Source organism: Nocardia puris (genome assembly GCF_036051655.1).
GTDB lineage: Bacteria > Actinomycetota > Actinomycetes > Mycobacteriales > Mycobacteriaceae > Nocardia > Nocardia puris.
In genome coordinates, this window is sequence record NZ_CP107943.1 from 5,896,341 (window position 1) to 5,908,594 (window position 12,254).

General features: G+C 71.1%; 9 protein-coding genes. 3 read left to right on the top strand and 6 right to left on the bottom strand.

The window, feature by feature from the left end:
• Positions 1-271: 271 nt before the first annotated feature.
• The 5 genes from OHB21_RS27275 to OHB21_RS27295 are packed head-to-tail and all read right to left on the bottom strand — an operon-like array spanning position 272 to position 7,571.
• Positions 272-3,037 carry a DUF5682 family protein gene (locus tag OHB21_RS27275; RefSeq protein WP_195124118.1) on the bottom strand — a complete coding sequence of 922 codons (2,766 nt, stop codon included), beginning with the start codon at positions 3,035-3,037 and terminating at the stop codon, positions 272-274.
• Entirely contained in the window at positions 3,034-4,146 is a 1,113-nt protein-coding gene (locus tag OHB21_RS27280; protein WP_067512086.1) for an ATP-binding protein, read from the bottom strand. Before OHB21_RS27280 ends, OHB21_RS27275 begins: the two co-directional genes overlap by 4 nt.
• 13 nt (positions 4,147-4,159) lie before the next feature.
• Positions 4,160-5,701, bottom strand: a complete 1,542-nt coding sequence (locus tag OHB21_RS27285; protein WP_195124119.1) for a VWA domain-containing protein — start codon at positions 5,699-5,701, stop codon at positions 4,160-4,162.
• Positions 5,698-7,077, bottom strand: coding sequence for a hypothetical protein (locus OHB21_RS27290; protein WP_067512158.1), 1,380 nt, complete (start codon positions 7,075-7,077; stop codon positions 5,698-5,700). Before OHB21_RS27290 ends, OHB21_RS27285 begins: the two co-directional genes overlap by 4 nt.
• Complete coding sequence (locus OHB21_RS27295; RefSeq protein WP_067512082.1) at positions 7,077-7,571, bottom strand: hypothetical protein; 495 nt, start codon at positions 7,569-7,571, stop codon at positions 7,077-7,079. Before OHB21_RS27295 ends, OHB21_RS27290 begins: the two co-directional genes overlap by 1 nt.
• A 265-nt stretch (positions 7,572-7,836) precedes the next feature.
• Here OHB21_RS27295 and OHB21_RS27300 point away from each other — a divergent pair, with 265 nt between their 5' ends.
• From OHB21_RS27300 to OHB21_RS27310, 3 genes are all read left to right on the top strand, one after another.
• The gene (locus OHB21_RS27300) at positions 7,837-9,381 is read left to right on the top strand and encodes a phytoene desaturase family protein (RefSeq protein ID WP_067512080.1); all 1,545 of its coding nucleotides are present in this window, start codon (positions 7,837-7,839) and stop codon (positions 9,379-9,381) included.
• A 67-nt stretch (positions 9,382-9,448) separates the two neighbouring features.
• Positions 9,449-10,234: an SAM-dependent methyltransferase gene (locus tag OHB21_RS27305; protein ID WP_067512078.1), complete on the top strand. Its 786-nt coding sequence runs from the start codon at positions 9,449-9,451 to the stop codon at positions 10,232-10,234.
• 72 nt (positions 10,235-10,306) lie between these two features.
• The gene (locus OHB21_RS27310) at positions 10,307-11,035 is read left to right on the top strand and encodes a ferritin-like domain-containing protein (protein WP_067512076.1); all 729 of its coding nucleotides are present in this window, start codon (positions 10,307-10,309) and stop codon (positions 11,033-11,035) included.
• A gap of 5 nt (positions 11,036-11,040) precedes the next feature.
• Here the strand turns inward: OHB21_RS27310 and OHB21_RS27315 are convergent, their stop codons facing one another.
• On the bottom strand, positions 11,041-12,150 hold the full coding sequence (locus OHB21_RS27315) for a PQQ-dependent sugar dehydrogenase (RefSeq protein WP_067512156.1): 1,110 nt from the start codon (positions 12,148-12,150) through the stop codon (positions 11,041-11,043).
• Positions 12,151-12,254 lie beyond the last annotated feature (104 nt).

Sequence of the window (12,254 nt, forward strand, 5' to 3'; positions counted from 1 at the left end):
CCACCGATGCGTACCGGCTGTCCGGCGTGGTTGCCGGTGCGGGGCGTCGAGCGCCTCGGGCAACGGCTCACGCGCCGCCGCACCCGGACCGACGGCGCCCGCGCCCGATCGTCGCCGGGGCAGGCCACCGTGTCGCGCTTGCACGCACTTGTTCGCACTCCACGATTCAGCCGTTCGGCCGGATGCCGCCTCCGGCAACAGGGCTCGCACCGCCGGCGGGCGGGCCCGAGCAGGAAGTGGGCGAGCCCGGCCCGGCCGTGTACACCGGTTGTCAGCCGGTGGTAGCGAGTAGGGCTGCCAGGGCTGCCGCCGGTTCAGGGTGGCGGTCGAGCAGCAGACCCGCCGGGTTGGGGGCGGTGGATACCGTTGGTGTCCAGGCGATTTCATGGCCGAAGAGGGTGGCCAGGGCGTCGCACGTGGACGGGTGGGCGGCCAGGAGATCCGGGACCGGCCCGCCCGCCGCCGTGGTCGTAGGCGGGGGAGCGGGGTGGGCGGAGGCCTCCCACGGTGGGGTCCACGCGTCGATGGCGGGGAGGGTCGGCGGGAAGGTGCGCGCGGCCTCGCGGGTGAGGACCGGGATGAGCTCGGCCGCCTGTCCGCGCAGGGTGGTGACCAGTTTCGGCAGCCAGGGCAGCAGGATGCTGTCGGGGAGGCGGCCGAACGCCTTCGAGAGCAGTTCCACCACAAACGGTTTCAGCGACGGCACCGGGTCCATGGCCTGGATGAAACCGCTGAGGTAGTGCGGGAAGGACGGCACGACCAGCGGATTGGACAGCATCGCGTCGCAGCGCTCGCGCAGCTCGGCGAGGGTGAGCATGCCCAGTTGCAGGCGCGTCGCCCACAGCAGCGCCACCTTCGCCGGAGCCTCCGGATGGGATTGCAGCACCGCCAGTTCCAGCTGCGAGTGGTCGCAGCCGAGCGAGAGTGCCAGATTCTCCATCCCGAACAGGAAGCCGAGCATGGCCCCCACCGGGCGCACCCCGGTGTTCTCGTCGGTGAACGCCGTCGGCAGCAACGTGCAGTAGTGCGCGTACCCCTCGGTGACGAACCGGCCCACCCACCCGGGCAATCCGTCCTCGGTGGAGCGGAAGTAGTTGAGCAGCAACCTGATCCGCCGCAACACCTCGGGGGCGTCGTCCACCGAGCGTTCCGCCGCGAGCAGTTCGACGGCCCGCGTGCCCAGCTCGTCGGCCAGCCGCGTCGAACCGAGGAACAGCAGCGCGTCCTCGACCGCCGCCAGCGCGCCCGCGGCCGTGGCGTCGGGCGCGCTCACCGCGCGGCGCAACCGCTGTTCGAGCACCTGCTCGATGGTCACGCCCTCGTAGCCGAGCTCCACCAGCGCGCGCTGGTGTTTGCCCAGCGCGAGGTCCCAGCTCTCCTGCACCGACTTCTCACCCAGGGCCCGCTGCCCCATGATCGGGCGCGCCGCGTCGGCGGGCAGCAGCTTGCGCAGCATCCACAGCAGGTCCGAACACGGCCGCAACTCCGGCTGCGCCCGCAGATCCAGCAGCGTCCGCTGCACGGTGCGTTTGGTCATGTCCAGCCGCAGCGGCGCCAACCGGTCGAGCACGTCGCGGGCCAACGGCGGCAGCGCCTCATACCCGACCTGACCGATGCGGTCGCCGCCGAGCAGGATCTCGCACAGCCGCCGCACGTCCCGTTTGCCGGGGACGTGGTCCTTCTCGATACACGTGACCGCCGCGTCCTGGAAGTCGTACGGCGTGGGCCGCGCGCGGTTGCGCATGCCCGCCAACAGGATCGAGGTCTCGAACACCGCGATGGCGTCGGCGGTGCTGGCCAGGTAACCGTTGCGCCGGGCCAGCCGCACGATGTCGACCGACCACTCCAGCAGCTCCGCTTCGTCGAGCGTGTCCAATACCGGTGGGGTGGACAGGAATCCGGTCAAGCGGTCGGTGACGGCGGCGGATGCGCTCGGCGCGGGCAGCTTCTTCGCGCGCGTCTTGCGGCCGGACTTCTGGCCGGCGAGACGGAACGGGTCCACGCGTCCGCGCTTCAGCTCCTTCGCCCAGGTGGCCGCCGCGATCGAGACCGACCCGCCCGCCAGCCCGAACTGCGCCTCGATCGCGGAATGGCTGGACGGGATCAACCCGTACTGCCACGTGGTGGCCGTGGGCGGCGTGATCTCGAACGGTTCGGCGTCGGCCAGCCCGAACTGTTCGACATGGCTCACGGCGTGGAACGCGCCGCACACGTAGAGGCAGTCGCCCGGATCGGTGCCGGAGCCGGCCAGGTGTTCGCGGATGCGCGTCCACATGTACCGCTCGCGGTTCTCGTCCTCGGCCACCCCACCCCGGCGCAGCCTGCGGAACAGGCTGCCGATCATCACCATGACCTGCCGGTAGGTGTCGTAGTCCGCGCCGGCCAGCGGCTGCTCGACGTACTGGTCCCACCACTCCGACCAGTGCCGCACCTTGCCGTGGTGGAGCAGGTGCTCCTCCAGTTCGGCGAAACGCGGGCGCAGATCGCCGATCTCGAGGCCGACGGCGTCGCCGTGCAGCGCGCCCTCGGGTTCCTTCTCGGTATCCGGTGCGGCCTCGGATTCCCTGGGCGCCCACTGGAAGACGTGATCGGTGGAGCGATCCACCAGCACCAGCTCCACGCCCGGGGTGTCCAATGCGTAGGAGATGGCCTGGTATTCGGCCGACGCCTCGGTGATCGGCGCGACTACGGAGAGCGGCGCCCACCCGGCGGGGAAACCGTCCAATTCACCGGCCCACGCCTGCACCGCCACCGGCAAGCGGCAATTGCGCAGCTCGTCCAGGATCGGGCGCATATCCTCGCACAGCTCCAGGTACACCACCTTGGGCTGCTTCTCCCGCAGCCTGCGCACCATCGCCAGCCCGGAGGACGGCGAATGGTGGCAGACCGGAAAGATCTCCAGTTCCGCCGCCATCGCGCGGTCCACGTCGTCGGCGATGCCGGCCAGGATGTCGGCCACCGCGCCCGGCTGGTCGGCGAAACGGGTTGCGGCGGAGGCGAGTTGATCGCGCAGCGCGCCGAAGGTCGCGGCCGTCACGAGAGCCTCGCGATCGCGTCCTTGCCGCCGTCGAGGAATTCGGTCCACGCACCGCCGCGGTCCTTGCTGCGCGGCTCCACCACGCCGTGCCAGAACTTGTTGAGGATCGCCAGATCCTCCGGCGTGCGTCGGGCCAGCGACCCGACCAGCGATCCGGCCAGGGTGTGGGCGCCCAGGGCGCGCTCACCGAAGAACTGGCTGTGCAGGATGGCGTCCTCGAGCACGCCGATCTGCTCGGCGGTGGACAGCGCCGACTCCAGCTTCTCCTCGTCGGAGGTGGCCGCGGCCGCGGCGGCGCGCAGATCGGCGAAGCTGTCGAGCAGGATGTCCAGCAGCGTGGGCGGCACGTCGAGTTCGATGCTGTGCCTGCGCAACAGTTCCGCCGTGCGGAAGCGCACGATCTCGGCCTCGCTGCGCTTGTTCGTCACGACCGGGATGCGCACGAAGTTGAAGCGCCGCTTGAGCGCCGAGGACAGGTCGTTCACGCCGCGGTCGCGGCTGTTGGCCGTCGCGATGATGGAGAAGCCGGGCTTGGCGAACACGATATTGTCGTCGTCGAGTTCGGGGATCGAGACGTACTTCTCGGACAGGATCGAGATGAGCGCGTCCTGCACGTCGCTCGTGGAGCGGGTCAGCTCCTCGAAGCGCCCGATGACGCCGTTCTCCATCGCGGTCATGATGGGCGAGGGGATCATCGACTCGCGCGACTGCCCCTTGGCGATGACCATCGAGATGTTCCACGAGTACTTGATGTGGTCCTCGGTGGTGCCCGCGGTGCCCTGCACCACCAGCGTGGAGTTGCGGCTGATGGCGGCGGCGAGCAGTTCGGCCAGCCAGCTCTTGCCGGTGCCGGGGTCGCCGATGAGCAGCAGGCCGCGGTCGGAGGCCAGTGTGACGATGCTGCGTTCCACGAAACTGCGGTCGCCGAACCACTTCTGGTCGATCCGGCGGTCCAGCCCGTCGGCGCGCTCGGAGCCGAGGATGAACAGCCGCACCATCTTCGGGCTCAGCCGCCACGCGAACGGTTTGGGGCCGTCGTCGATGGACTCCAGCCAGTCGAGTTCCTCGGCGTACTTGATCTCGGCGGGGGCGCGCAGGGTGTCGGTCATGGGTGTGGTGCTCCTAATCGAGGAAAGTCTTGAGTTCGGTGACGAGTTTCTGGATGCGGCCGGACAGGACCGGCGTGCCCATCGCCTTCAAGCGTTCGCGGAACCAGGGATTCACGCTCTGGTGGCCCGAGCTGTTCACCGAGCCGACGGGAATGAGCTTCACGCCGCTGCGGTGCACGGCCTGCATGCTCTCGAGCAGTTCGTGCGCGTCGTAGAAGTCCGAGATCCACACCAGCACGGTGTTGGCGGGATCGGTGATCTTCGGGCGCGCCATGGTCATCGCCACGGGGCCGTGCGTGCCGCCGCCGAGCTGGGTGCGCAGCAGCACCTCGAACGGGTCGTGCACCCACGGTGTGAGGTCGATGGCGCGGGTGTCGTAGGCGATGAGGTGGACGTCCACTTTGGGCAGGCCGGCGAAGATGGAGGCGAGGATGGTGCAGTTGACCATCGCGTCCACCATCGAGCCGGACTGGTCCACCACCACGATCATCGTCGCGGGCACGACCCGTTTCGCGGTCTGGCGGTAGAAGAGCCGGTCGACGTAGAGCCGTTCGTCCTCGGGGTTCCAGTTGGTGAGGTTCTTCCAGATGGTGCGGTCCACATCGAGATTGCGCAGAATCCGCTTGGGCGGCACCGACCGGTCGAGGGTGCCCGCGCTGGTCTGCTGCACCTGCGTGCGCAGCACCTGGGCCACCTCCTCGACGTAGCGCCGGATGAGCGCCTTCGCGTTGGCCAGCGCGACGCCGGAGAGGTTCGACTTGTCGCGCAGCAACTGCTCCACCAGCGACATGCTGGGGGTGAGCTGCGCGGCCAGCGCCGGATCGGCCAGCACCTCGCGCAGCCGCATCCGCGAGACGAGATCCGCCTCGAGATCGGCCAGCACCCCGGTGATCGACCCGCCACCTTCGGTGCCGAGCATGCGTTTCAACCACCCGGCGTCGCGCTGCCAGCACGCCAGCTGCGTGGCCGTGACGGCGCCCGACCCGGTCGCGAAGACGTTGAGCAGGAGCTTGGACAGCAGCGCGGCGTTGCGGACCTCGTCGGCCCCGATCGCGATATCCACTGTGCCGGAATCGGTTTCGTCCACTTCGGCACCGACCGGCCCGCCGGTGCCGACGCCGCGCCGCGCGCTATCACCCGGCCCTGCGACGGACTCGGCCCCGGTGTCGTCGCCCGGTGCTCGGGTGCCCGGCGCGGCGAGGCCGGTATCCGAAGTGCCTGCCGTCGAATCGGTGTCGTCCGCTACATCATCGACCGGAACCTTCTGGGCTTCGACCGCCTCGAGCGGTCGCAGCGCCTCGCTCACCCCGGGCACGGCGTCCTCGTTCACCCCCGCCCGCGCGCCGACCGCGTCGAATTCGTGCTCGAGGTCGGGGAAGCGCTGGATGACGGTGTCGATGGCGACGCCGGGCTCCAACAGGGCGGCGGGCAGGCCCAGGTCCTCGATGACGGCCAGGCTGCCGGTCTCGAGGGTGGGCTGGGCGTCGGCGTCGAAGATGCCGGCCAACAGGCGCCAGTAGAGGATCTGGCGGCGGGTCTCGTGGTTCTCGCTCATTTCCGCAGCAACCGTCCCGCCCGCTCGCGCAGCACCGCGACGGCGTCGCCCGTCTTCGCCTGCGCCTTCACGACTTTGGGGTCGGTGGGGCCGCAGGCCCAGTCACCGCCGTGCAGGTCGACGTCGGCGCCCTTGACCTTCTTGCGCACCGCCAGCGGCCGCAGCGACCAGCCGCCGGAGTCCCAGCGCAACAGGCCGAGGCAGGTGGTGGACGCCGTGACAGCCGCGCGGGTGAGCGGACCCGCGCTCGGCAGATGGTCCAGATCGAGCGCCACGCGCTGACCGTCGAGTTCGAGCGCGCCCTCGCGCACCCGGTACCCCTCCAGCAGCACCGGCTCGGCCAGGTGCACGGGATCGCGGTCCAGCGCCGGTGTCGCGGCCGCGACGGCGGTGGGCAGCGCGACGCGGGCGGTGGCGAACGGGTCGGCCGCCCCGCCGAATTCGGCGTGCTCGTCGCGCCAGATCAGGTCGCCGCTCGCGGTGAGCGCCATCCCGTCGATCTCCAGCGCGAGATGGTCGGCCAGCGCCTTCAGCAGGCGCGGATGCTCGCCGAGGACCTGCCAGGCGGCCGGTCCGACGATCGTGTCCACTTTCGCGGCCGAGACGCTGACGCGCACGCGCCGGGCGGGCGCGCCCGCCGCTTCGAGCACGGCATGGACCTGCGCCTGCACGGCGGTGCCGTGCTCGTGCAGATCGACCCCCAGCGGCAGCAGGCGGCCGGACACCGCGGTGGCCGAACTCGTCGCGCCGCTTCGCCAAGTCAGCAGCACCGCCCTTGTCCACAGATCGGCCCAGCGCCGCGCGGGCACGCGGTCCAGCGTGGCGACCGGACAGGACGCGCCGAGTTCGGCGGTGAATCCGTCGAGCAGCACCGCGAGCCGGCGCAGACCCGGTTCGGCGAGCAGCGCCTCCACGGTCTGATCGGCCGCCGCGACCAAGTCGTGGTCCACGCCGCGCCACCCGCTGATCGCGACCTCCTGCAACCACGCCCGCGCGCCCACCGCGAGCGGGTGCGGTGCGGACGGAGGAGCGGCGTCGTCCGGCGCGTCGGCGCGTTCGCGGCCGAAGGCGTTGTCGCACTGGGCCAGCAGCGCGTCGTGCACCGCGCCGAGCAGGGCGGCGCGCGCGGCGGCCAGTGCGGCGAGTTCTTCCGGGCCGATCGATCCGGCCGTCACCTTCGCCACGGCCTCGGCGACCGGCGTGCCGAGCGGGGAACCGGCCACCGCGGCGGCCAGCGCCGCGAGCGCGGCCGCGTGGTCGTCGGTCACGCGCGCGAGCCCGTGCACCAGCGCGCCGTCGAATCCCGATACCACCTCGAGCGCCTCCGGCACACCCGAGGGCGAATCCGCCAGCGCGGACATCTGCACAGCGAGCATCAGCGCGCCACCCCCGTGGCCGGGAACCACTGCATCTCGGGCAGCGGCTCCGCGCCGCCGGGCAGTTCCAGATAGGCGAGGTGACGCAGGAAGCGGCTGAACACGACCGCGGCGGGCGCGGGTTCGTGCGTGCAGCGCAGCGCGGAGAGCAGCCCGGACCCCTCGGGCACCTCGACGCGCAGATACCGCGCCACCCGCGCGAGGCCGTACTGCGTGACCGCCTCGTCCAGCAGGGCGCCGATGTGCTTGCACGGATACGCGCCGCGCAGACCGCCGCAGGGGCGGTTGTTATTGGTGCTGCAACTCAGCCCGTGCGTGGTCGCCGATACCGACGACACGTAGACCCGGGCGATATCCGATCCGCTGGACACGACACCTTGCAGCCGCCCGTCGGCCATCTCGACGAAGGGCACCTTGGCCAGTTTGCGCGGGGCCACGACGGGCAGCACCCGCACCACCGCCGCCCGCTCCCACTCACGATCATCCGCGTCCATCGCGGTCCCTCCCGTTCGTTCTCATGACCGATAACTTACGCGACCCCACCGACAAGTTCCGGTGCTCAACGGATGATCTTGTGAACAACGAAATCACCTGTGGAGCAGTCGGATTCGGTTGCGCCGATCCTGTCGGTCGGCGCTGTTACGCTCCCGCCGGGCGGCTCCGCGCCGACCGAAGCAAGCACGCCACGGCATCCGTTCGACCACCCGGTCCGGCGCGGCGATCGAGGGCGGACCCGCACGGACGTGGTATCGAGAACGGATGACGCCGAGGCACTCCTCCTATGACGTAGTGGTGGTCGGCGGCGGCCACAACGGTTTGGTCGCCGCGGCGTACCTGGCTCGCGCGGGCCGGTCCGTCCTGGTCCTGGAACGGCAAGCGCACACCGGGGGCGCCGCCGTCTCCGAGCAACCTTTCGCCGGCGTCGAGGCTCGGCTCTCCCGCTATTCGTATCTGGTGAGCCTGCTGCCGCGGCGCATAGTCGATGATCTCGGCCTGCTCTTCCGTACACGCCGCAGGCGCGTCTCGTCCTACACGCCGGTCGGCGCGGGCGGACTCCTCGTCGATACGGGCTCGGAGTCCGCGACGCGGGAGTCCTTCGTCCGGCTCACCGGATCGGATCGCGAGTACGAGGCATGGCGGCGCTTCTACGGCACCACAGGGCGCCTCGCCGAGCGCGTATTTCCCACCCTCACCGAACCGCTGCCCACCCGCGCCGAACTCCGCCGCCGCGTGGACGACGAGCCCACCTGGGACGCCCTGTTCGAGCGCCCGCTCGGCGAGACGATCGAGACGACGTTCGCCGACGACACCGTGCGCGGCGTCGTCCTCACCGACGCGCTCATCGGCACCCTCACCCATGCCCACGATCGCGCGCTGCGCCAGAACCGGTGCTTTCTCTACCACGTCATCGGCGGCGGCACCGGCGACTGGGACGTCCCGATCGGCGGGATGGGCGCGCTCACACACGCGCTGGCCGAGGCCGCCCGCGCGGCCGGCGCGGAACTGGTCACCGGCCGGGCGGTGACCGCGATCGACAGCGACGGCACCGCCGCCGAGGTGCGCTACGACGGCGGCCGCGTCGGCGCGCGGCACGTGCTGGTGAACGCCGCGCCCTACGTGCTGGACCGGCTGCTCGGCCGCGAGCCCGCCGCCAAACCCGAAGGCGCGCAGCTGAAAGTGAACATGGTGCTGCGACGGCTGCCCCGATTGCGGGATGCCGCCGTCGATCCCGCCGACGCGTTCGCGGGTACATTCCACATCGCGGAGTCCTACACGCAATTGGAGGCCGCGTATCGCGAGGCGGTGGCGGGCCGCATCCCCTCGGCGACTCCGTCGGAGATCTACTGTCACACGCTGACCGACCCTTCCATCCTGTCCGAGGCGGCGGCCGCCGACGGCATGCACACGCTCACCCTGTTCGGATTGCACACCCCGGCAAGGCTTTTCGAAGACGATCCGGCCGCCGCCAAGGCCGCGGCCACCCGGTCGGCGCTGGACCAGCTGGATGCGGTACTGGCCGAACCGGTTTCGGCGTGCCTGGCCGAGGACGCGAACGGCGAACCGTGCCTCGAGGTGAAGACGCCGCTCGATCTGGAGCGTGAGATCGGGATGCCCGGCGGGCACATCTTCCATCGCGATCTGGCCTTCCCGTTCCTGGAGGGGGAGGCGTCCACCCCGGCCGCGCGCTGGGGTGTGGAGACGTCGGTGCGCAACGTGTTCCTCTGCGGCGCAGGGGCGGTGCGCGGCGGCGGCGTGAGCGGCATCCCCGGCCACAACGCGGCGCGGGCCGTGCTGGAAACCTGAGCCAAGAGCCGGGTGCGCGGGCGGGATCGGTTGTAGAGTCACCGCGTCGTCTTTTTCAGGAGCCAGCATGGCAGACAAGCGCCCCAGCCCGATCCGCACGGACATCCCGCATTCGGCGAGAATCTGGAACTACTGGCTGGGCGGCAGCGACTTCTACGAGGTGGACCGGCTGGCGGGGGAGGCGGGCGTCGCGGCGTATCCGCAGATCGAGGCGATGGCCAAACAGTCGCGGCAGTTCCTGATCCGGGCGGTGCGCTATCTGGCGGCCGAGGCCGGGATCCGCCAGTTCCTCGACATCGGCACCGGACTGCCCACCATGCAGAACACCCACGAGGTGGCCCAGGCCGCCGCGCCGGACGCCAGGATCGTCTACGTGGACAACGATCCGCTGGTGCTCGCGCACGCCAGGGCGCTGCTGGTGAACACCACCGACGAGGGTGTCACCACCTACCTGGAAGCCGACTTCCACGAGCCGGAGCGGATTCTCGCCGACGCCCGCAACGTGCTGAACTTCCGGCAGCCGATCGCGGTCATGTTCATCGGCGTGCTCGGCCACGCGCAGACCTACGCCGAGGTGCGCCGGGTCGTGGACACCATGATGGACGGCGTACCGCCGGGCAGCTACCTCGCGCTCTACGACGGGTCCACCGACGACGCCGCCTACGTCCGCATGTGCCGCAACTACACGAGAACCGGTGGCGTGCCGTACAACCCGCGCACCTCCGACGAGATCCGCGGCGTCTTCGACGGTCTCGAACTCGTCGAGCCCGGCGTGGTCCCGATCAACCATTGGCTCGGCGACCCCGGCGAAACCCCCACCTCGGCGTGGGGCGGCGTCGGCCGCAAACCCTGACCGCGGCGATCTTCACGAAATCTCCACGAGGTGGCCCCGGAATCCGCACAGCGGGTTTCTAGGGTTGCGGCCATGGTGAGGACACTCGGTGGGGTGAGCGAATTCGGGCGGTGGACCACGGAATTCGAGGCGAAGGTGCGGGCGCGGGTGGTCGCGGGGGACCCGGACTGGGGTGCGGGGGCGCGGCTCGATCCTGCGGTGGTGCGCAGCCTCCAGCGATTCCAGGTGGGGGAGAGCGGGGACGGTGCGCAGTTGATCGGGAAGGCCGAGCGGGCGGGTGATCCCGAGTACGCGCGGGCCGTGCGGTTGTTCGTCGCCGAGGAGAGCAATCACGCCCGGCTGCTGGAACTGCTGTTGCGCGCGGCCGGAGCGCCGACGGTGCCGGGGCACTGGAGCGACACGGTGTTCGTGTGGTTGCGGCGCGCGCTCGGGCTGCGGCTCGAGGTGCTGGTCCTGATGGTCGCGGAAGTCGTTGCGGTGCAGTACTACCGGGCGCTGCGCGACGGGGTGGGCGATCCGCTGACCGCTCGGGTGGCGGCGTTGATCCTCGACGACGAGTTGCGCCACATCCCGTTCCACTGCCTGCGACTGCGGCTCGGATTCGCGCGCACCCCGCGCCCGGTGCGGCTGGCCGTGCTCGCGGGGTGGTGGGTGCTCGTCTCGGGCGCGAGCGTCGTCGTCGCGCTCGACCACGGTCCGGCGCTGCGCACGCTGGGCCACACCAGGATCGGATTCGTGCGCGGTGTGCTGGTCCTGTTCGCGGTCGTGGCGCCGACAGCGCTGTCGACCCGTCGGAGCTGAACCTCTCAGCGCGCGGGGAACCGCAGCACGCGGTCGTCGCCGGCGCGCACCCGGCCGCGCCCGTCGGTGTTGGACGTGGTGACCCACAGCGCGCCGTCGGAGGCGACCTCCACGGTGCGCAGGCGTCCGTACTCGCCGTCGAACAGCGCGCTCGGCGTGCCGAGTCCGCCGTCCGTGACCGGCGCCGTCCACAACCGCTGCCCCCGCAGCGCCGCCACGTAGAGCGTGTCGCCCGCGATCGCGATACCCGACGGTGACGCCTCGTCGGTCGACCAGGTGACCAGCGGATCGACGTACCCGCGGTCCGCGCCGCCGGTGCCCTCCACCTCGGGCCAGCCGTAATTGCCGCCCGGCGTCACGAGATTCACCTCGTCGAGCCGGTTCTGCCCGAACTCGGCCGCGAACAGCCTGCCCGCCGCGTCCCAGGCCAGCCCCTGCACGTTGCGGTGCCCGTAGCTGTAGACCGGCGAATCGGCGACCGGGTTGCCCGGCGCGGGGGCGCCGTCGGGAGTCAGGCGCAGGATCTTGCCGTTGGGACTCGAAAGATCCTGGGAGAGCGAGGGTTCGGCGGCGTCACCGGTGCCCGCGTAGAGCATGCCGTCGGGGCCGAAGGCGATACGTCCGCCATTGTGGTTGCCCGCCTTGGCGATACCGTCGAACACCACCTCCGGATCGCTGTCGAGCCGGAACCGGACGATGCGGTTGTCGTCGGCGGCGGTGAAGTACGCGTAGACGTATCCGTCGGTCGCGTAGCCGGGGGAGACCGCCAGGCCGAGCAGCCCGCCCTCGCCGCGCGCGACGACACCCGGCACCTCGTAGACGGGTTCGGGCTCGCGGCCCGGCGTCAGGCGCAGGATCCGGCTGGTGTCGCGTTCGGCGACCAGCGCGGCGCCGTCGGGCAGGAACGCCAGCCCCCACGGCACGTCCAGCCCTTGGGCGACCACTTCGGGAGCGCCGAGATCGGGTGCCGCCGAGGGCGTGCCGGCCGCCGTGGTCGAGGCGATCGGCGTCTCGGCGGGTGGTGGAGTGTCGTCGGGCGCGCCGCACCCGATGAGCCCCACGGCGAGGATCACCGCCGGGATCGCCGCTCGCCGCCGGTTCCGCGTGGTGTCCATGGCCGTCGCTCCCTGTCGCTCGGCGTTCGCGCAGCTCGGCGCCACGCCCGGTGTCTGGCCCCTTCGATCATGCCCGGTGCCGAGACCGGGCGACACCCGCCGCG

What these genes read in the sequence shown, in the direction of transcription:
- OHB21_RS27295 (WP_067512082.1), bottom strand. Translation starts at nt 7,571, where the DNA reads ATGGACGCGGATGATCGTGAGTGGGAGCGGGCGGCGGTGGTGCGGGTG.
- OHB21_RS27290 (WP_067512158.1), bottom strand. Translation starts at nt 7,077, where the DNA reads ATGCTCGCTGTGCAGATGTCCGCGCTGGCGGATTCGCCCTCGGGTGTG.
- OHB21_RS27280 (WP_067512086.1), bottom strand. Translation starts at nt 4,146, where the DNA reads ATGACCGACACCCTGCGCGCCCCCGCCGAGATCAAGTACGCCGAGGAA.
- OHB21_RS27285 (WP_195124119.1), bottom strand. Translation starts at nt 5,701, where the DNA reads ATGAGCGAGAACCACGAGACCCGCCGCCAGATCCTCTACTGGCGCCTG.
- OHB21_RS27305 (WP_067512078.1), top strand. Translation starts at nt 9,449, where the DNA reads ATGGCAGACAAGCGCCCCAGCCCGATCCGCACGGACATCCCGCATTCG.
- OHB21_RS27300 (WP_067512080.1), top strand. Translation starts at nt 7,837, where the DNA reads ATGACGCCGAGGCACTCCTCCTATGACGTAGTGGTGGTCGGCGGCGGC.
- OHB21_RS27310 (WP_067512076.1), top strand. Translation starts at nt 10,307, where the DNA reads ATGGTGAGGACACTCGGTGGGGTGAGCGAATTCGGGCGGTGGACCACG.
- OHB21_RS27315 (WP_067512156.1), bottom strand. Translation starts at nt 12,150, where the DNA reads ATGGACACCACGCGGAACCGGCGGCGAGCGGCGATCCCGGCGGTGATC.